Annotated in this window: 14 protein-coding genes; 10 read left to right on the top strand and 4 right to left on the bottom strand. The window is 66.9% G+C overall.

Going from position 1 to position 18411, the window contains the following annotated elements:
* Positions 1–12: 12 nt before the first annotated feature.
* Both bglX and ACTJJX_RS10050 read right to left on the bottom strand, forming a co-directional pair.
* Positions 13–2307 carry a beta-glucosidase BglX gene (gene bglX / locus ACTJJX_RS10055; protein WP_003113557.1) on the bottom strand — a complete coding sequence of 765 codons (2295 nt, stop codon included), beginning with the start codon at positions 2305–2307 and terminating at the stop codon, positions 13–15.
* Between the two features lie 170 nt (positions 2308–2477).
* Positions 2478–4535, bottom strand: a complete 2058-nt coding sequence (locus tag ACTJJX_RS10050) for a putative bifunctional diguanylate cyclase/phosphodiesterase (RefSeq protein ID WP_003113558.1) — start codon at positions 4533–4535, stop codon at positions 2478–2480.
* Between the two features lie 352 nt (positions 4536–4887).
* Between ACTJJX_RS10050 and ACTJJX_RS10045 the strand changes: the two genes are divergently transcribed.
* From ACTJJX_RS10045 to ACTJJX_RS10020, 6 genes are all read left to right on the top strand, one after another.
* Positions 4888–5229 (top strand): ribonuclease E inhibitor RraB, encoded by a 342-nt coding sequence (locus ACTJJX_RS10045; RefSeq protein ID WP_003087738.1) that lies wholly within the window; start codon positions 4888–4890, stop codon positions 5227–5229.
* Positions 5230–5326: 97 nt separating this feature from the next.
* The gene (locus ACTJJX_RS10040; protein WP_023082570.1) at positions 5327–6025 is read left to right on the top strand and encodes a type 1 glutamine amidotransferase; all 699 of its coding nucleotides are present in this window, start codon (positions 5327–5329) and stop codon (positions 6023–6025) included.
* Between the two features lie 349 nt (positions 6026–6374).
* A complete protein-coding gene (locus ACTJJX_RS10035; protein ID WP_003087741.1) occupies positions 6375–7787 on the top strand; it encodes a circularly permuted type 2 ATP-grasp protein in 1413 nt (470 codons plus the stop codon).
* Positions 7788–7789: 2 nt separating this feature from the next.
* Positions 7790–8743, top strand: a complete 954-nt coding sequence (locus tag ACTJJX_RS10030; protein ID WP_003087742.1) for an alpha-E domain-containing protein — start codon at positions 7790–7792, stop codon at positions 8741–8743.
* On the top strand, positions 8740–9540 hold the full coding sequence (locus tag ACTJJX_RS10025) for a transglutaminase family protein (protein WP_003100717.1): 801 nt from the start codon (positions 8740–8742) through the stop codon (positions 9538–9540). The genes ACTJJX_RS10030 and ACTJJX_RS10025 overlap by 4 nt, the downstream gene beginning before the upstream one ends.
* An 81-nt stretch (positions 9541–9621) precedes the next feature.
* Positions 9622–10353 (top strand): peptidase, encoded by a 732-nt coding sequence (locus tag ACTJJX_RS10020; protein WP_003100716.1) that lies wholly within the window; start codon positions 9622–9624, stop codon positions 10351–10353.
* Positions 10354–10360: 7 nt separating this feature from the next.
* On the opposite strand, the gene ACTJJX_RS10015 is transcribed toward ACTJJX_RS10020, so the two are convergent.
* Positions 10361–11182: a cytochrome c gene (locus ACTJJX_RS10015; RefSeq protein ID WP_003100707.1), complete on the bottom strand. Its 822-nt coding sequence runs from the start codon at positions 11180–11182 to the stop codon at positions 10361–10363.
* A gap of 112 nt (positions 11183–11294) precedes the next feature.
* Here ACTJJX_RS10015 and ACTJJX_RS10010 point away from each other — a divergent pair, with 112 nt between their 5' ends.
* From ACTJJX_RS10010 to ACTJJX_RS10000, 3 genes are all read left to right on the top strand, one after another.
* On the top strand, positions 11295–12182 hold the full coding sequence (locus ACTJJX_RS10010; protein WP_003087746.1) for an AEC family transporter: 888 nt from the start codon (positions 11295–11297) through the stop codon (positions 12180–12182).
* A 570-nt stretch (positions 12183–12752) separates the two neighbouring features.
* Complete coding sequence (locus tag ACTJJX_RS10005; RefSeq protein ID WP_003087747.1) at positions 12753–13958, top strand: acetyl-CoA C-acetyltransferase; 1206 nt, start codon at positions 12753–12755, stop codon at positions 13956–13958.
* 13 nt (positions 13959–13971) lie between these two features.
* Entirely contained in the window at positions 13972–16116 is a 2145-nt protein-coding gene (locus tag ACTJJX_RS10000) for a 3-hydroxyacyl-CoA dehydrogenase NAD-binding domain-containing protein (protein ID WP_003140029.1), read from the top strand.
* Between the two features lie 253 nt (positions 16117–16369).
* On the opposite strand, the gene ACTJJX_RS09995 is transcribed toward ACTJJX_RS10000, so the two are convergent.
* Positions 16370–17284, bottom strand: a complete 915-nt coding sequence (locus tag ACTJJX_RS09995; protein ID WP_003087749.1) for a LysR family transcriptional regulator — start codon at positions 17282–17284, stop codon at positions 16370–16372.
* Between the two features lie 151 nt (positions 17285–17435).
* Between ACTJJX_RS09995 and ACTJJX_RS09990 the strand changes: the two genes are divergently transcribed.
* Entirely contained in the window at positions 17436–18407 is a 972-nt protein-coding gene (locus tag ACTJJX_RS09990) for an aldo/keto reductase (protein WP_003144750.1), read from the top strand.
* The last annotated feature ends 4 nt before the right edge of the window (positions 18408–18411 follow it).

Below are 18411 nucleotides of genomic sequence, written 5' to 3'. Positions count from 1 at the left end.
CGGTCGGCGCCTTCAGAGCAGGGTGAAGCTGCGGCTTTCGGTTTGCGCCGAATCCAGGCCGACGAAGACCTTGAACTCGCCCGGCTCGGCCGTGTGCCTGAGCTGGCTGTCGTAGAACTTCAGGTCTGCCTCGCCGAGGCGGAAGACGATCTCCCGCGATTCGCCGGGCTCCAGCATCACCTTGCGGAACCCGCGCAGTTCCTTCACCGGACGGCTGAGGCTGGCGACCGGGTCCTGCAGATAAAGCTGGACCACCGTGGCGCCGGCGCGCTTGCCGCTGTTGCTGAGCGTGACCCGCGCTTCCAGGGTAGCGCCGCGGGCCAGCCGTTCGCTGGACAGGCGCAGGGGCGAGAGACTGAACTCGGTGTAGCTGAGGCCGTAGCCGAACGGGTAGAGCGGGCCGTTGGCTTCGTCGAAATAGCGCGAGGTGTATTTGCCGGGGTTGTCGTGGTCCATCGGCCGGCCGGTGTTCAGGTGGTTGTAGTAGACCGGAACCTGGCCCACCGAGCGCGGGAAGGACATGGTCAGCTTGCCGCTGGGGTTGTGCTCGCCGAACAGCACGTCGGCGATGGCGTTGCCGCCTTCGGTGCCACTGAACCAGGTTTCCAGGATCGCGTCGGCGTTTTCCTGCTCCCAGCCCAGCGACAGCGGTCGGCCGTTCATCAGCACCAGCACCAGCGGCTTGCCGGTGGCCTTCAGTGCCTTCAGCAGCCGCCGCTGGCTGGCCGGGATGCGCAGGTCGGTGCGACTGGAGGCCTCGTGGGCCATGCCCTGCGATTCGCCGACCACGGCGACCACCAGGTCGGCGTCGCGCGCGGTGCGCAAGGCCTCCTCGAGCATCGCCTCGGCGGAGCGCGGATCGACCTCGACTTCCGGGTTGTAGCTGTTCAGGTAGTCGAGGATCGCCTGGTCGCCACTGACGTTGGCACCCTTGGCGTAGAGCAGGGTGGCACGCTCGCCGACGGCATTGGCCAGGCCCTGGTAGACGGTTACCGCCTGGCGTGGCACGCCGGCTGCCGACCAACTGCCGATGACGTCGCGCTGGCTCTTGGCCAGGGGGCCGATCACGGCGATCCGCCCCTGTTTCTTCAGCGGCAGCAGACCGTCGCGGTTCTTCAGCAGGACCAGTCCTTCGCGAGCCACCTCGCGGGCGGCCTGGCGGTGCAGGCGGCTCTCGGCGTTGGTGTCGAACGGCGGGTCGTCCGGCTTGCCCAGGCGCCGGTAGGGATCGGCGAACAGGCCGAGGTCGTACTTCGCCGCCAGCACGTCGCGGCAGGCGCGATCGATGTCGGCCTGGTCGATCTCGCCGGCCGCCAGCAGCTTCGGTAGCCAGGTCGAGTAGAGATCGTCGTTCATGTTCATGTCGACACCGGCCTGGATCGCCAGGCGCGTGGCGTCCCGCTCGTTGCCGGCGAGGCCGTGCTTGATCAGTTCCTTCACCGCGCCGTGGTCACTGATGGTCAGCCCCTTGAAGCCCCACTGCTGGCGCAACAGGTCGGTCAGCAGCCAGCGGTTGGCGGTGGCGGGCACGCCGTTGATGGTGTTCAGCGAGACCATCACCGCGCCGGCGCCGGCGTCCACCGCGGCCTTGTAGGGCGGCAGGTAGTCCTGGAACATGCGCGGCAGGCTCATGTCCACGGTGTTGTAGTCGCGGCCGCCTTCGGCCGCGCCGTACAGGGCGAAGTGCTTGACCGCCGCCATGATGCTGTCCGGGGCGGCCAGGTTGGAGCCCTGGTAGGCACGGACCATCACGCCGGACAGCAGCGAGGTCAGGTAGGTGTCTTCGCCGAAGCCTTCCGAGACCCGCCCCCAGCGCGCGTCGCGGGTGATGTCGACCATAGGCGAGAAGCTCATGTCGAGCCCGTCGGCGCTGGCTTCGAGGGCGGAGATCCGCGCGCTGCGGGCGACCACCTCGGGGTCCCAGCTGGCGGCCAGGCCGAGGCTGATGGGAAAGATGGTGCGGTGCCCGTGGGCCACGTCGTAGGCATGGAACAGCGGGATCTTCAGGCGGCTATGGCGGACCTGGTCCTGCATGGCGCGAATGTCCGGGCGGGTCACGGTATTGAATATGGCGCCGACCTTGCCGGCGCGGATATCCGCCATCAGCGCTTCCTTGGGATGGTCGGCGCCGACGCTGACCAGGCGTAGCTGGCCGATCTTTTCCGCGTTGCTCATGCGAGCCATCAGGCTGGCGATGAAACGCTCCTTGTCGGTGGCCGGCGGATTGCCGGATTCGCCCTGGCCAGCCGCCAGTGCCGGGCTCCCGCTCAGCCCGATGAGAAGCCCCAGTACACACAGCCTGTTCATGCATGTTTTCTCGTTATTGGATAGACGCTCGTCGTGGCGGCGTGACATGTCGCGGCATGCCGCCCGGCGGGCGCGACATAAGGTGTTCGCAGCGCGGGCGGAAGTCAACGAGACGGCGATGGGCGAATCTGCCGGTTCTGACAGGTCCCGTGGCGCGCCGCTGGCGGCGCTCAGGCGACGCTGGCGAGCAACTGCTCGGCCGGCATCGGCCTGCCGAGCAGGAAGCCTTGCAGCGAATTGCAGCCGAGGCGGGTCAGGAACTCCTGCTGGGCCTCGGTTTCCACGCCCTCGGCGACGATCTTCAGGTTCAGCGTGCGGCCGAGGGCGACGATCGCCGAGACGATCGCGGCGTCGTCGCTGTCGTGGGCCAGCTCGTTGATGAAGCCACGGTCGATCTTCAGTTCGCTCGCCGGCAGGCGTTTGAGATACAGCAGGCTGGAGTAGCCGGTGCCGAAGTCGTCGATGGAGATGCCGACGCCCATCGCCGACAACTGCTCGAGGATCACCAGGCTGGCATCGGCATCGCGCATGGCGGTCGATTCGGTCACCTCGAGGATCAGGTGGCTGGGCTCCAGGCTGTGGCGCAGGAGTGCGTTGCGTACCGAGTCGACCAGGCCGGCATGGGCGAACTGCAGGGCCGAAAGGTTCACCGCGATGTTCCAGTCCGCATGTCCGCCGTCCAGCCAGAGGCGCATCTGCCGACAGGCTTCGTCGAGCACCCACTCGCCTATCTGCACGATCAGGCCGGTCTTTTCCGCCAGCGGCAGGAACTGGCCGGGGGTGATCAGCCCGTGTTGCGGATGCTCCCAGCGCAGCAGCGCTTCCACGCCGATCATCGGTCCGTTCGGCGCCAGTACCTTGGGCTGGTAGTGCAAGACCAGTTGCCGGCGCTCCAGGGCCTGGCGCAGGTCATGCAGTAGTTGCAACTGTTCCTGGGCGTTGGCGTTCATCGAACTCTCGAAGAAGCAGTAGCCGTTCCGTCCCTGGTCCTTGGCGTGATACATCGCCGCGTCGGCATTGATCATCAGCTCGTGGCGGGTCTGCCCGTCGCCGGGGTAGAGCGCGATGCCGATGCTCGCCGAGATCCGCACCTCGTGGCGGGATATCTGGTACGGCTGGCTGATCCGCTTCACCAGCTTCTCGGCCAGGGTCGCGGCGTCGGCGGGCTCTCGGGCCTCGATCAGCAGGACGAACTCGTCGCCGCCGAGGCGGGCGATGGTGTCCTGGGCGCGGACGTTGGCGCGGATACGCTCGGCGACTTCGATCAGCAACAGGTCGCCGAGGTGATGGCCGTAGGCATCGTTGACCGCCTTGAAGCCGTCCAGGTCCATGAACAGCACGGCGAACCGGCGATCGTCGCGGATCGCCTGCTGGATCGCCTGCTCCAGGCGGTCGTCGAGGAGCATGCGGTTGGGCAGCTTGGTCAGGTTGTCGTGCAGGGCCAACTGGATCAGCTCGCGGTTGGCTCGTGCGAGGGAGGTGGCGAGCACCGAGGTACGTGCCTCCAGGCGCGAGTCCAGCACCGAGACGATCAGGGCGATGGCGATCACCGCCAGGGTGATCACGATGACCAGCACCGCCAGCCAGCCGTTGTCGATGCCTCGGCCGGCGGCGCCGCAGAAGCTGCCCAGGGGGAACTGCGCGGCGGCCATCCCGGTGTAGTGCATGCCGACGATGGCGCAGCCCATCACCAGGGCGGCGCCGGCGCGGACCAGGACGATGCGCCGGCTGCCATGGCGCAGGCGGAAGGCGATCCACAGCGCGGCGCCGGAGGCGATCACCGCGATCAGGATGGAGAGGCCGAGCCACAGCGGGTCGTAGACGATCCCCGGCATCATCAGCAGGGCGGCCATCCCGGTGTAGTGCATGGCGGCGATGCCGCTGCCCATCAGCAGGGCGCCCAGCGCCAGGCGTTGCCAGGGGAGTTCCGCCTGGCACACCAGCCAGAGGGCGAAGGCCGAACTGCCGACGGCCAGCAGCAGCGACAGCAGGGTCAGGCCCAGGTCGTAGCCGAGCGGGATCGGCAGGCTGAAGGCGAGCATTCCGACGAAATGCATCGACCAGATGCCGAAGCCCATGGCGAAAGCGCCGCCGATCAGCCAGGAGAGCGCCTCGCGGCCTTTCGCCAGGGTCACCCGGCCGGCCATGTCGAGAGCGGTGTAGGACGCCAGGATGGCCACAATCAGGGAAAAGGCGACAAGAACCTGGTTGTAGCTGCTGATAAGCATGAAAGCGTCCGAACGGGATAGCGGGAGAGAAGTGGTTGATATCAACCTGATATTATTGCACGAGTCGCTTTCGCCAATGCCATCGGGCAGGACCAACGGTCGCCGGCGCAGGCGGAATCTTGCTCAACGGCCGGGCCTTTTGTACAGCGCTTTGTCTGCCGCCGGTCGCCGCCCGCCGGGGCAGGCGGCGGAAAGCTCGGCAGCGCTGGCAGGTTGACGCTACCCTGAAAGAAGCCATGGTCGTCCGATCTTCCTCTGGCTTGATCAAAAAACTCTCATGATCGCCGACGATGGCTTCAGCTGAATGGGGAATCGGTGAACTTTCTGAATGTCTCGACAGGAGGTGCGTCTCATGGAAAAGCCCTTCTCGGATGATGTCAGCGTGAATGTCCTGCGTCGCATGAAAGAAGGCGGCTTCGACTTCGCGCGCATCCATCCCATCGACTTCTTCGCCATCTTTCCCAGTGAGCGGGAGGCCCGCCAGGCAGCGGGCCAGTTTCGCGGCGAATCCCTCAGGGCCCAGGTCGTCGCTCGCGACGATGGCTCCTGGAACCTGCAGGTCAGCAAGGTGATGTATGCCACCCATGCCGCCATCGGTGCCTTCGAACACGACCTGGAGGAAGTCGTGGTGCCGCTGGGCGGCGTGCTGGACGGGTGGGGCGTGACCCAGGAGGTCACTTCGCTGCGTCCGTGACGGCGGCGGGACCCCGGCCGCGATCCCGGGCCGGGGCTCCTGCGTCGGGCTTTCCTTCCTCGAAGGCTTTCCTTCAGACTGGGGAAGGAGGTAAGCCATGAGCGATATTCTGATCCTGACCCATGCCGAGTTCTGTCCGCCAGGCCATCTGGGTGCCGTGCTGGCGGCGCGCGGCCTGGACTTCCGCGTGATCCGCGCCGACCTCGGCGAACTCGCCGGTCTCGACGCCGAACGCCCGCGAGCGGTGGCGATCATGGGTGGGCCGATGAGCGTCAACGACGACCTGCCCTGGTTGCGCGACGAACTGGCGCTGCTGCGTCGCTTCATCGAGCGGCGCATCCCGCTGATCGGCCATTGCCTCGGCGGCCAGTTGCTGGCCCGCGCCCTGGGCGCGACGGTGCGGCAACAGCCCTACACCGAAATGGGCTGGCAGCCCATGCAGCGGGAAAGCCGCGACAGTCCATGGCTGGCCGGGCTGCCGGAGCGCTTCTCGATCTTCCAGTGGCATGGCGATGCCTTCGACCTGCCGCAGGGCGCCGAGCGCCTGCTGTCCAGCCCGTGGTGCGAGAACCAGGGGTTTTCCTGGGGTGGTCACGTACTCGGCCTGCAAGGCCATCCGGAAATGACCGAGGAACTGGTGCGGCGCTGGATCGCCGGCTGGCCGCACCTGCTCGATCCCTCCCAGCCCAGCCAGCAATCCGCCGAGGACATGCTGGCCGGGTTGCCTGCCAGGATTGCCGGGCTGAATCGGGTGGCCGAGGGTTTCTACCGTCATTGGCTGTCGCTGATCGATTGACCTTCCCGGCCGCGGGCGCCCCCCTGGCACTACCGCCGGTCCGCTTTATCGCTCGTTCGAGCGAGACGGCTGTCTGCATGGAAGGGAGGGGATAAGCCGTCTCCCTTCCGGGTCTGTTCTAGACTTATCGGTCCCACAGGTCGCTTCGCGATCGGCAGGTCGATGCCGGTCCGTGGCCGCGGGGCGCGCATGCCGTCGAACGGGGCGCCCTTCCTCTCCTTGTGGGCAGGATGCACCAGACTGGGGCGAACCCGCCGCGCCGACCCTGCGAATCGCCGACGAGCCGTGATCCGCGCGCTGGCACGGGCTTTGCGAGTTCCCCATCGTTCGTGACGACAAGGAGTCCGGCATGGCACGCATGTTTTACGACGAGATGCACGATGCTGGCGGCGAATGCCGCTCGCATTATCGGGAATTCGCTCGCTGGCTGGCCGACACCCCTGAAGAGCAACTGCTGCAACGCCGGCGTGAAGCCGACCTGCTGTTCCACCGCGCCGGCATCACCTTCACCCTGTACGGCGACGAGCAGGGCACCGAGCGCCTGATCCCCTTCGACACCATCCCGCGCAGCATTCCCGCGGCGGAGTGGGCGCACATCGAGGCCGGCTGCATCCAGCGCGTCCAGGCGCTGAACCTGTTCCTCGCCGACCTCTACCACGAACAGCGCATCCTCAAGGCCGGGGTGATTCCTGCCGAGCAGGTCCTGGCCAACGACCAGTACCAACTGGCGATGCAGGGACTGGACCTGCCGGGCAACGTCTACGCGCACATTGCCGGGGTCGACCTGGTCCGCGACGGCAGCGGCAACTACTACGTGCTGGAGGACAACCTGCGCACGCCCAGCGGTGTTTCCTACATGCTGGAAAATCGCAAGATGATGATGCGCCTGTTCCCCGAGCTGTTCGTCCGCCAGCGCGTGGCGCCGATCGACCACTACCCGGACCTGCTGCTCGACACCCTAAAGCGGGCCAGTGACGTCGAATCGCCGAGCGTGGTGGTATTGACGCCGGGACGTTTCAACAGCGCCTACTTCGAACACGCCTTCCTCGCCCGCGAGATGGGCGTGGAACTGGTCGAAGGCGCCGATCTGTTCGTCCGCGACGAGCGGGTCTACATGCGCACGACGGCCGGACCGCAACCGGTGGACGTGATCTACCGAAGGATCGACGACGCCTTCCTCGACCCGCTGGCGTTCAACCCGGATTCGCTGCTCGGCGTGCCCGGCCTGCTGGCCGCCTACCGGGCCGGCAACCTGGTGCTGGCCAACGCGATCGGTACCGGGGTGGCCGACGACAAGTCGATCTATCCCTACGTGCCGGACATGATCCGCTTCTACCTCGGCGAAGACCCGCTGCTGCACAACGTGCCGACCTGGCAATGTCGCAAGCCGAAGGAACTGGCGCACGTCCTGGCGCACCTGCCGGAGCTGGTGGTGAAGGAGACCCAGGGTTCCGGCGGCTACGGCATGCTGGTCGGACCGGCGGCCAGCCGGGAGGAAATCGAGCTGTTCCGCGAGCGCCTGAAGGCTCGCCCGGAGGCCTATATCGCGCAACCGACGCTGTCCCTGTCGACCTGTCCGACCTTCGTCGAGAGCGGCGTCGCGCCACGCCATATCGACCTGCGGCCGTTCGTCCTGTCGGCGCCGGATCGGGTTCGCCTGGTGCCTGGCGGGCTGACCCGGGTGGCGTTGCGCGAAGGCTCGCTGGTGGTCAACTCGTCCCAGGGCGGCGGCACCAAGGACACCTGGGTGGTGGAGGAATAAGCATGCTCAGCCGGACCGCTTCCGACCTGTACTGGATGTCGCGCTACCTGGAACGCGCGGAGAACCTCGCCCGCATGCTCGACGTCAGCTACTCGTTGTCGCTGTTGCCGCAGGACCGCAACGGTGGCGGCCTGGACGAACTGGCCATGCCGCTGCTGATCACCGGCACCCTCGACGCCTACCTGGAGCGCCACGGCGAACTGGCCGCCGAGCGCCTGCTGAGTTTCTTCGCCCTCGACCCGGACAACCCGGCGAGCATCTACAGCTGCCTGGCCGCAGCGCGCGCCAGTGCCCATGCGGTACGCGGGCGGATCACCCTGGACATGTGGGAGAACATCAACGCCACCTGGCTGGAAATGCGCGGCATCGCCGCCGAGGGCATCCTGCGCTATGGCATCAGTCGTTTCTGCGAATGGGTGAAGGACCGCTCGCACCTGTTCCGCGGCGCGACCTTCGCCACCAGCATGCGCAACGATGCGTTCCGCTTCATCCGTCTCGGAACCTTCATCGAACGCGCCGACAATACCTTGCGCCTGCTCGATGCGCGCTACCAGACCCAGGGCGAAGCGGCGCTCGCCGGGGCGGACGAGGGCACCGCGCGCGGCTACTACCAGTGGAGCGCGCTGCTGCGGGCGCTATCCGCCTTCGAGGGCTACACCGAGCTGTACCGCGCCTCGCCCAACGCGCGCAACATCGCCGAATTGCTGCTGTTGCGCGAGGACGTGCCACGTTCGCTGCTGTCCTGCATCGAGGAACTGAGCGAGATCCTTTCCGGCCTGCCCGGCGTCAACGGCCGGCCGGCGCAGCGCCTGGCCGCCGAGCTGGAGGCGCGGGTGCGCTACACCGGCATCGACGAGGTGCTGGAACAGGGCCTGCATACCTGGATCACCGACTACATCCTGCTGGTTCGCCAGTTGGCCAACGCCATTCACAGCTCCTACCTGGAGGCCGCATGAGACTCTCGATCACCCACGACACCACCTATCGCTACGAAGACCGGGTGCGCGCCAGCATCCAGTACCTGCGCCTGACCCCGCAGGACAGCGAGCGCCAGCACGTGGTCGATTGGCGCCTGGACCTGCCGCGCCCGGCGCGGCCGCTGCGCGATCCGTACGGCAACATCCTGCACGTCCTGACCCTGGACGAACCGCATGAGTCGGTCCTGATCGCCGCCCACGGCCTGGTCGAGATCGACGAGGAGCGCGAGGTGGAGCACGATCGCCAGTCGCCGTTGCCGTTCCTGCGCAGCACCCGCCTGACCGGCGCCGATGCCGAGATGCGCGCCTTCGCCGAACGCGCCATGGGCGGCCGCAAGGACCGCGGCGGCCTGCTCGACCTGATGCATGCGCTGCACGAGCATATCCTCTACCAGCCGGGGGCGACCCGCGTCGACAGCACCGCCATCGAGGCTTTCGGCGCACGCGCCGGGGTCTGCCAGGACCATGCGCATGCCTTCCTCGCCTGCGTCCGCAGCCAGGGCGTGCCGGGGCGCTACGTCTCCGGCTACCTCTACACCGAGGACGATACGCACCTGGCCAGCCATGCCTGGGCCGAGGCCTGGCTCGGCGACGGCTGGTACAGCTTCGACGTGACCAACCGGCTCGGCCGTCCGGAGCGCCATCTCAAGCTGGCCGTCGGCCTCGACTACCTGGATGCCTGCCCGGTGCGCGGCTTGCGCCGTGGCGGCGGTTGCGAGCAGATGCATGCGAGGGTGCTGGTCAGCGCGCCGCTGCTGCAGGTGCAGCAACAGTGACGATCCATTGCGCGCCTGGCGTTATCGGCGATTGCCTTTACGCTTGAGGGGCGGGGACGGACGGAATAAGGAAGATTCGAGATGACCTACTGTGTCGCGATGCACCTGGCCGACGGCTTGGTGTTCGCCTCCGATTCGCGGACCAACGCCGGGATCGACCATATCGCCACCTTCCGCAAGCTGTTCACCTTCGGCACGCCCGGCGAGCGCCTGCTGGTGGTGCAGACGGCCGGCAACCTGGCGACCTCGCAATCGGTGATCAACCTGCTGCAGCAGCGCATCCGCCGGGACGGCGCCAGCCTGCTCAACGTGCCCTCGGTCTACGACGCCACGGCGCTGATCGCCGAGACCACCCGCGAGGTGATGGCCCGCGACGGCGGCAATCTGGCCGGCAATACCGACCTGAGCTGTTCCTTCCTGGTCGGCGGGCAGATCGCCGGCGGACCGCCGGCGCTGTACAGCATCTACCCCCAGGGCAACTTCATCCAGGCCACGCCGGACACGCCTTTCCTGCAACTGGGCGAAAGCAAGTACGGCAAGCCGATCCTCGACCGCAACCTGACTTTCGACACGCCGCTGGAGCAGGCCCTGCGCTGCGCGCTGGTGTCGTTCGACTCGACCATCCGCAGCAACCTCTCGGTGGGCATGCCGCTGGACCTGCTGGTCTACCACCGCGACAGCCTGATCCTGCCGGAGGGCTACCGGGTCACCGAGGACGACGCCTATTTCAGCGCCATCCGCCGCCAGTGGAGCGCCGGCCTGCACGACTTGCTGGAGCGCCTGCCGTCGCCGCCCTCGGCGTACAACATCTGACGCCGCTTCAGCCGGCCGCGCCCGCTTTGCGGCCGGCCATGTGGCGCAGGTAGCCGATCAGCTGGCGCAACTCCTGGTCGTCGATCACCCGTTCCGGGAACGCCGGCATTTTCGCCTGTGGCCATTGCCGCAGCGCCTGCGGGTCGCGGATGTAGCGGGCGAGGAATTGCGGCTGGAAGTACTCGGTGGGGTTGTACGGCAGGTTCAGGTCCGGGCCGAACTGGGCGTCGCCGGCACCGTTGAGACGGTGGCAGGCCAGGCAGTTCTTCTGGAACACGGCGAAGCCGGCGCGCACCTCCGCGCTGGCGTCGGCGGCCGGCAGCAGGGCCGGGAAGCGTTCGGCCAGAGGGGACTGGTAGCGGATGCGGACGACCTGGAAGGGCCATTGCTCCGGACCGATGCGTTTTTCCTCGGGTTTGCTCCAGACCAGATAGAACGGCCCGGCGGACGGCTTGCCGGCGCCCAGCGGCGGCCAGGGGCGCTGCGGATCCTCTATCGCCAGCCAGGCTTGCGAGCCCTGTTCGGCGAGCAGCGGGGCGGCCGGCAACTCGGCGGCGAAGCCGTCGCTGGCCACGGCCTGCAAATGGTCTTCGGGATGCACGCCTTTCAACAACGCCGCCAGTGGCACGGCGCGGTAGCGCATGTTCCGGCGGTAGGCGACGTCGGCCGGGATGTCCAGGTCGCGGGCCTGCGGATGCCTGAGCAGTTCTTCGCTGCTCCAGGTCTGCGTGCCCCCCGGCAGTTCCAGGCGGAGCTCGGCGGCCCAGGCGGCAGCCACAGGGAAGAGCAGGGCACCTAGCAACGCCAGGCGCGGGAGAGTGACAGGCATGCGGGTTCCTCGTGCATCCGCCGGTTATGGCATGGAGCGAGAGATTGGCACGGAACGGGGGCCTCGCGGTAGCATGCGGGCCATTGCATAGCTGGCTAACCAAGGGGTTCCCGTGCTCGCCGAGTTGTTCGCCGTGATGGCGCCCGTGCTGTTCGGCGCCGGTGTCGGTTACGTCTGGGTCCGTCTCGGACACGCCTATCCGACCGAGTTCGTTTCGCGCATCGTGTTCAACATCGGTTCGCCATGCCTGATCCTCGCCACCCTGGCGCATACCCGGGTGGACCTGCACAGTTTCGGCCGGATGGCCCTGGCCAGCGCGCTGATCTGCGTCTGCATGGCTGCGCTGGGCTGGGCGGCGGCGCGCCTCGGGCGCCAGGAGTGGCAGGTGCTGGTGCCGGCCTACAGCTTCCCGAATGTCGGCAACATGGGCCTGCCGGTGTGCCTGTATGCGTTCGGCGAGGCGGGGATGACCCTGGCGGTGGCGTTCTACCTGATCATGTCGATCGGCAACTTCAGCCTCGGCGTGTTCTGGATGAGCGGCGAGCGCTCCTGGCGCTCGCTGCTGGGCAATCCGATCCTGCTCAGCGTGCTGCTGGCCTTGTTGTTGATGGGGCTCGACCTGCAACTGCCACGCTGGATGGCGAATACCGTCGACCTGATGGCCGGGCTGACCATTCCGCTGATGCTGATCACCCTCGGCGTGTCCCTGGCCAGCATCCGCCCGCGGCAACTGGGCAATGGCTTCTTCTATGGCGGCCTGCGTCTTCTGCTGGGGGCGCTGGTGGGCTGGTCGGTGGCGCTGGCGTTGCAATTGCCGCCGCTGGCGCAGGGGGTGCTGGTGGTGCAGTCGTCGATGCCGGTGGCGGTGTTCAACTATCTCTACGCCTTGCGCGGCAATCGTTCGCCGGATCAGGTCGCCAGCCTGGTGCTGTGTTCGACCCTGCTGTCGTTCGCCTTCATTCCGCTGCTGCTGACCTGGTGGCTGCCTGCGCTGCGCTGACCGCGAGGCGGTGCGCAGCGTGCAGGCAGCAGGTGCCCTAGCGGATCAGACTGTTAAGGTTGGGAAGGATCAGGATGACTGTGGTGGCGAAGACGATGAGGCTCGCTTGCCGCCATCTTTTTGGCTGCTCGTTCAACATGGCCTGTCTGCCTTTCTTGTTGTCGGGTGGCTGCCTGCTCCGCGCTACGGCCCGGCGGAACGGCTTGCCACGCAGTGGCGTACTCTTCGGTCGGCCCGGCATCCCCGGCGTCGACCTCCCTTTCGAACGCTTGCATGAATCAGTCTAAGCCCCGGCCTGCGCGGGCTTAGACCACTTGGATACAAGCTGCTGCGGTCTAGTCATATTCCCTCTATATGACAGCGTGGTGACGGCTCTGGCGTGCGTCTCGACCGTTCGTCCGGTGTCCGGGTTTCCGGTCGAAAGATGGCACGGTGCTATCTTCCCGGCGTTGCAGGCTGAGCTGGGTGGTCAATCAGCCTGAGCGGTTCGGTCATTGTCCCGCCGGCGAGCCTGTTTAAGGTAGGCGGAGGCCCGCTCGGCCGGACGAGAACAGGATAAGAGAGACCGCCATGACCGACGCATTCATTTACGACGCCGTGCGTACTCCCCGCGGCAAGGGCAAGAAGGATGGCGCGCTGCACAGCGTCAAGCCGGTGAACCTGATGGCCGGGCTGTTGCGCGCGGTCCAGCGGCGCAACGACCTGGATACCGCCCAGGTCGACGATATCGTGCTCGGCTGCGTGACGCCGGTGGGCGACCAGGGCGCCGATATCGCCAAGACCGCGGCGCTGGTGGCCGACTGGGACGAACAGGTTGCCGGCGTGCAGATCAACCGTTTCTGCGCCTCCGGCCTGGAGGCGGTGAACCTGGGGGCGATGAAGGTACGCTCCGGCTTCGAGGACCTGGTCCTGGTCGGTGGCGTCGAGTCCATGTCACGCGTGCCGATGGGCTCCGACGGCGGCGCCTGGGCACTGGATCCGGAAACCAACCTGCACACCAGCTTCGTCCCGCAAGGGATCGGCGCCGACCTGATCGCCACCCTGGAAGGCTTCAGTCGCGCCGATGTCGATGCCTTCGCCCTGCGCTCCCAGCAGAAGGCCGCCAAGGCCCGCGCCGAAGGGCTGTTCGGCAAGTCGCTGGTGCCGGTCGCCGACCAGAATGGCATCGTCCTGCTCGACCACGATGAGTTCATTCGCGCCGACTCCACCCTGGAAGGGCTCGCCGCGCTCAAACCGAGTTTCGAGATGATGGGGCAGATGGGCTTCGACGCCACCGCGCTGCGCAAGTACAGCCAGGTCGAGCGCATCGAGCACGTGCATACGCCGGGCAACAGCTCGGGGATCGTCGACGGCGCCAGCGCCATGCTCATTGGCTCCGAGGCCAAGGGCCGCGAACTGGGCCTGAAGGCGCGGGCGCGGATCGTCGCTACCGCGGTGACCTCCACCGACCCCACCATCATGCTTACCGGCCCCGCGCCGGCGACCCGCAAGGCCCTGGCCAAGGCCGGCCTGAAGGTGGAAGACATCGACCTGTTCGAAGTCAACGAGGCGTTCGCTTCGGTGGTGATGAAGTTCATGAAGGACATGGGCGTGGCGGAAAGCAAGGTCAACGTCAACGGCGGCGCCATCGCCATGGGCCACCCGCTCGGCGCCACCGGCTGCATCATCCTCGGCACGCTGCTCGACGAACTGGAGCGGCGCAACCTGCGCTACGGCCTGGCCACCCTCTGCGTAGGCGGCGGCATGGGCATCGCCACCATCATCGAGCGCGTGTGAAGGGAGAACCGGAATGACTGACGCTATCCGTTACGAAAAAGGCCAGGACAACGTCGTCGTCCTGACCATGGACATGCCCGGGCAGAGCGCCAACACCATGAACGGTGTCTACCGCGAGGCGATGGCGAAGACCATCGCACGGCTGGAGGCGGAGAAAGAGGGGATCGCCGGCGTGGTGCTGACCTCGGCGAAGAAGACCTTCTTCGCCGGCGGCGATCTCAACGAGCTGATCAAGGTCACCAAGGCCGACGCCCCGGCCTTCTACCAGGGCATCCTCGAACTCAAGGGCCAACTGCGGCGCCTGGAGACCCTCGGCAAGCCGGTGGTCGCCGCGATCAACGGCGCTGCGCTGGGCGGCGGCTGGGAGATCTGCCTGGCCTGCCACCACCGCATCGCCCTGGACAATCCCGGCGTGCAGCTCGGCCTGCCGGAGGTGACTCTCGGCCTGTTGCCGGGCGGCGGCGGGGTGGTACGTATGGTGCGCCTGCTTGGCCTGGAGAAAGCCCTGCCGTACCTCGCCGAAGGCAAGAAGGTGCGTCCGGCGGAAGCGCTCAAGGCCGGGCTGATCCACGAACTGGCCGACAGCCCCGAGGAAATGCTGGAGAAGGCCCGCGCCTGGATCCTCGCCAACCCGGCGGCGAAGCAGCCCTGGGACAGCGCCGGCTACAAGATTCCCGGCGGTACGCCTGCCAGTCCCAACGTGGCGCAGATGCTGGCCATCGCACCGTCGGTGCTGCGCGACAAGACCAAGGGTTGCTTCCCGGCGCCCGAGAAGATCATGTGCGCGGCAGTGGAGGGCGCCCAGGTCGATTTCGACACCGCGCAACTGATCGAGGCGCGCTATTTCACCGAGCTGACCACCGGCCAGGTGGCGAAGAACATGATCGGCACCTTCTGGTTCCAGCTCAACGAGATCAACGCCGGCAAGTCGCGGCCGCAGGGGTATCCGGTGCGGGCGACGAAAAAGGTCGGCGTGCTCGGCGCCGGGATGATGGGCGCGGGCATCGCCTACGTATCGGCGGCGGCCGGCATCGAGGTGGTGCTCAAGGACGTCTCGCTGGAAGCGGCGGAGAAGGGCAAGGCTTATTCGGCCAGGCTGCTGGACAAGAAAGTTGCGCGCGGGCACCTGTCCGCCGAGAAGCGCGACGCCTTCCTCGCGCGGATCGTGCCGAGCGTCAGCGAAGCCGACTTCGAAGGCTGCGACCTGATCATCGAGGCGGTCTTCGAGGACCGCGCGCTGAAAGGCAAGGTCACCGCCGAGGCCGAGAAACATGCCCTGGCCGATGCGGTGGTGGCGTCCAATACCTCGACCCTGCCGATCACCGGGCTGGCCCAGGCGGTGGCGCGGCCGGAGAAGTTCATCGGCCTGCACTTCTTCAGCCCGGTGGACAAGATGCCGCTGGTGGAGATCATCCGTGGCGAAAAGACCAGCGACGAAACCCTGGCACGCGGTTTCGACTACGTGCTGCAGATCAAGAAAACGCCGATCGTGGTCAACGACAGCCGCGGCTTCTTCACCTCGCGGGTATTCGGCACCTTCACCAACGAAGGCATCGCCATGCTCGGCGAAGGCGTGAGCGCCGCGATGATCGACAACCAGGCGCGCCAGGCCGGTATGCCGGTGGGGCCGCTGGCGATTTCCGACGAAGTCTCGCTGAGCCTGATGACCCACATCCGCAACCAGACCGCCCGCGACCTCGAGGCCGAGGGCAAGGCTCTGCCGACGCATCCTGCGTTCGCCGTGATCGACCTGATGGTCAATGAGTACAAGCGCCCGGGCAAGGCGGCCGGCGCCGGCTTCTACGACTACCCGGCGAACGGCAGGAAACATCTCTGGGCGGAACTCAAGAGCCGCTTCGAGAAGCCCGATGCGCAAATATCCGCCGAGGACGTACGCGACCGCCTGCTGTTCATCCAGGCTATCGAGACCGTGCGTTGCGTGGAGGAGGGGGTATTGCACTCCACCGCCGACGCGAACATCGGCTCGATCTTCGGTATCGGTTTCGCCGCCTGGAGCGGGGGCGCCTTGCAGTTCATCAACCAGTACGGCCTGAAGGACTTCATCGCCCGCGCCCAATACCTGGTCGAACAGTACGGCGAGCGCTTCGAGCCGCCGGCGCTGTTGCTGGAGAAGGCGGCGAAGGGCGAGCTGTTCTGAGTCCTGGCGTCGCATGGAGAGCCGGCCTTCGGGCCGGCTTTCTCGTGGTCGCGTACCGCGGCGGATGACGCCACCCCGGTATCCTCTGGTTCTTGCCAGCCAGGCCGCCACGGGTAGGGCGAATAGCGCCATGGGCGCTATCCGCCGATATGCCGAGGTTCGGCGGATAACCGCGATGCGGTTATCCGCCCTACGCCGCGCGTCGGTACAGGCCCTTGCCTCCAGGCCGCCACGGGCGCTTCCGCCGATGTGCCTACGCGGGACCTGGGTGTTCCTCGCCGGGGTAGCGCAGCAGGTCGATCACGGCGCTCAACGCCGCCGGGTGGTTGCGGCGGTTCGGATAATAGAGATGGAAACCGGGAAAGGGGGCGCACCAATCCGCCAGGACCCGTTCCAGGCGGCCGGCGGCGAGGTGCTCGGCGACTTCCTCCTCGATGGCGAAGGCAATCCCGACATCGGCCAGCGCCGCCTGTAGCATCAGGCGCGGGTCGTCGAGGACCAGCGGTCCGCTCACGGCCACCGAAAGCGCTTTCGTGCCCTTGCTGAATTGCCATTTGTACAGCTCTCCGGAAGACACCTTGCGCCAGCCGATGCAACGGTGGCCGAGCAATTCCTCCGGGCTACCCGGCCTGCCTTGCCGTCGGAAGTAGGCCGGGGTCGCGACGATGGCCAAGCGCAGGTCCGGGCCGACCCGCACGGCGCGCATGCCGTGCTGGAGGTCTTCGCCGAGGCGGATGCCGGCGTCGAAACCGGCTTCGACGATATTGGCGAAACCCTCGTCCGCCACCACTTCCAGGGTGATGCCGGGATAGTCGCGGGCCAGTTCGCCGAAACGTGGCGCGAGGACGAGACCGATGGCGTTTCGCGGTGCGTTGATTCGTACCAGGCCGTGAGGCGTTTCGCGAAAGCGGTTAAGGCTGTCCAGCGCGGCGGCGATGTCTTCGAACGCCGGGTCCAGGTGTGCCAGCAGGTGCTCGCCGGCCTCGGTCGGCGAGACGTTGCGAGTGGTGCGGTTGAGCAGGCGGATGCCGAGCTGGGTTTCCAGTTCGCGCAGGGTGTGGCTGAGCGTCGGCGGGGTTACGCCGAGGGTGGCGGCGGCGCGACGGAAACTGCGTTCGCGAGCGATGGCGACGAAGGCGGCGAGACCGGCGAGATCGGGCTTCTTCATTGGATTATTAAAATAACTCGATCAATGAAAGAGATTTTTCCAGGATAGTTAGCTATTCGGCAGCAATATAGCATCGTCGGGAAACCTGGCTCATGAACAGGGTGGGGCCGGGGAAACCGCTCTTTTCAGAGCCTTTCGACGAGGTCGTACGATGCAGCATGTCCGTCTTGGCAATAGCGGCCTGAAAGTCTCCCGACTCTGCCTGGGGTGCATGACCTATGGCGATCCGGCGTGGCGTCCGTGGGTGCTGGACGAGGAACGGGCGCGTCCGTTCATTCGCGAGGCGCTGGAAGCCGGGATCGACTTCTTCGACAGTGCCGATATCTATTCCACCGGCGAGAGCGAGCGGATCCTCGGACGCGCGCTCAGGGACTTCGCGCAGCGCGAGGACCTGGTAATCGCCACCAAGGCGTTCTTTCCCATGAGCGACAGGCCCAACGCCTGCGGCTTGTCGCGTAAGCACCTGCTTGCCAGCGTGGATGCCTCGCTGCGGCGGTTGGGTACGGACTACCTGGATCTCTTCGTGATCCATCGCTTCGATCCGGACACCCCGATCGCGGAAACCTGCGAAACCCTCGACAGCCTGGTGCGTGTCGGCAAGGTCCGTTACCTCGGCGCCTCGTCGATGCCGGCCTGGCGCTTCATGAAGATGCTCGCCTTCCAGCGCCACCACGGCCTGGCGCAATTCATCTCGATGCAGAGCCAGTACAACCTGATCGTTCGCGAGGACGAGGAGGACCTCGTGCCGCTGTGCCGGGAAGAGGGGATCGCGTTGACGCCCTGGTCGCCGCTGGCGCGTGGGCTGCTGGCCGGAGCGCGAAGCGCCGGCACGCTGCGGACCCGGACGGACGAACAGGCCCCGCGCTGGTACGGCGGCAGGGAGGAAGTCGAGTCGACCCTCGGCGCGTTGGAGAAACTCGCCGCAGCCCGCGGGCTTCCACCGGCGCAACTCGCCCTGGCCTGGCTGCTTGGCCGGAACGGTGTCGCCGCGCCGATAGTCGGCCTGTCCAGGCCGCATCACCTCGAGGATGCCCTCGCGGCGCTGACGCTGGACCTCGCCGAAGAGGAGTGCGCCACGCTGGAGGCGCCGCTCACGGTGCGCGCCCGGACCCCGCGCTGGTAGGGCG

The organism is Pseudomonas sp. 22490 (assembly GCF_052044465.1).
Taxonomy (GTDB): domain Bacteria; phylum Pseudomonadota; class Gammaproteobacteria; order Pseudomonadales; family Pseudomonadaceae; genus Pseudomonas; species Pseudomonas aeruginosa.
Note: the sequence above shows the minus strand (reverse complement) of the source record. Positions and strands in the feature narration are given on the sequence as shown.

Bases quoted from the DNA above. Each gene is read 5' to 3' on its own strand.
- bglX (WP_003113557.1), bottom strand. From the start codon at position 2,307: ATGAACAGGCTGTGTGTACTGGGGCTTCTCATCGGGCTGAGCGGGAGC.
- ACTJJX_RS10050 (WP_003113558.1), bottom strand. From the start codon at position 4,535: ATGCTTATCAGCAGCTACAACCAGGTTCTTGTCGCCTTTTCCCTGATT.
- ACTJJX_RS10045 (WP_003087738.1), top strand. From the start codon at position 4,888: ATGGAAAAGCCCTTCTCGGATGATGTCAGCGTGAATGTCCTGCGTCGC.
- ACTJJX_RS10040 (WP_023082570.1), top strand. From the start codon at position 5,327: ATGAGCGATATTCTGATCCTGACCCATGCCGAGTTCTGTCCGCCAGGC.
- ACTJJX_RS10035 (WP_003087741.1), top strand. From the start codon at position 6,375: ATGGCACGCATGTTTTACGACGAGATGCACGATGCTGGCGGCGAATGC.
- ACTJJX_RS10030 (WP_003087742.1), top strand. From the start codon at position 7,790: ATGCTCAGCCGGACCGCTTCCGACCTGTACTGGATGTCGCGCTACCTG.
- ACTJJX_RS10025 (WP_003100717.1), top strand. From the start codon at position 8,740: ATGAGACTCTCGATCACCCACGACACCACCTATCGCTACGAAGACCGG.
- ACTJJX_RS10020 (WP_003100716.1), top strand. From the start codon at position 9,622: ATGACCTACTGTGTCGCGATGCACCTGGCCGACGGCTTGGTGTTCGCC.
- ACTJJX_RS10015 (WP_003100707.1), bottom strand. From the start codon at position 11,182: ATGCCTGTCACTCTCCCGCGCCTGGCGTTGCTAGGTGCCCTGCTCTTC.
- ACTJJX_RS10005 (WP_003087747.1), top strand. From the start codon at position 12,753: ATGACCGACGCATTCATTTACGACGCCGTGCGTACTCCCCGCGGCAAG.
- ACTJJX_RS10000 (WP_003140029.1), top strand. From the start codon at position 13,972: ATGACTGACGCTATCCGTTACGAAAAAGGCCAGGACAACGTCGTCGTC.
- ACTJJX_RS09995 (WP_003087749.1), bottom strand. From the start codon at position 17,284: ATGAAGAAGCCCGATCTCGCCGGTCTCGCCGCCTTCGTCGCCATCGCT.
- ACTJJX_RS09990 (WP_003144750.1), top strand. From the start codon at position 17,436: ATGCAGCATGTCCGTCTTGGCAATAGCGGCCTGAAAGTCTCCCGACTC.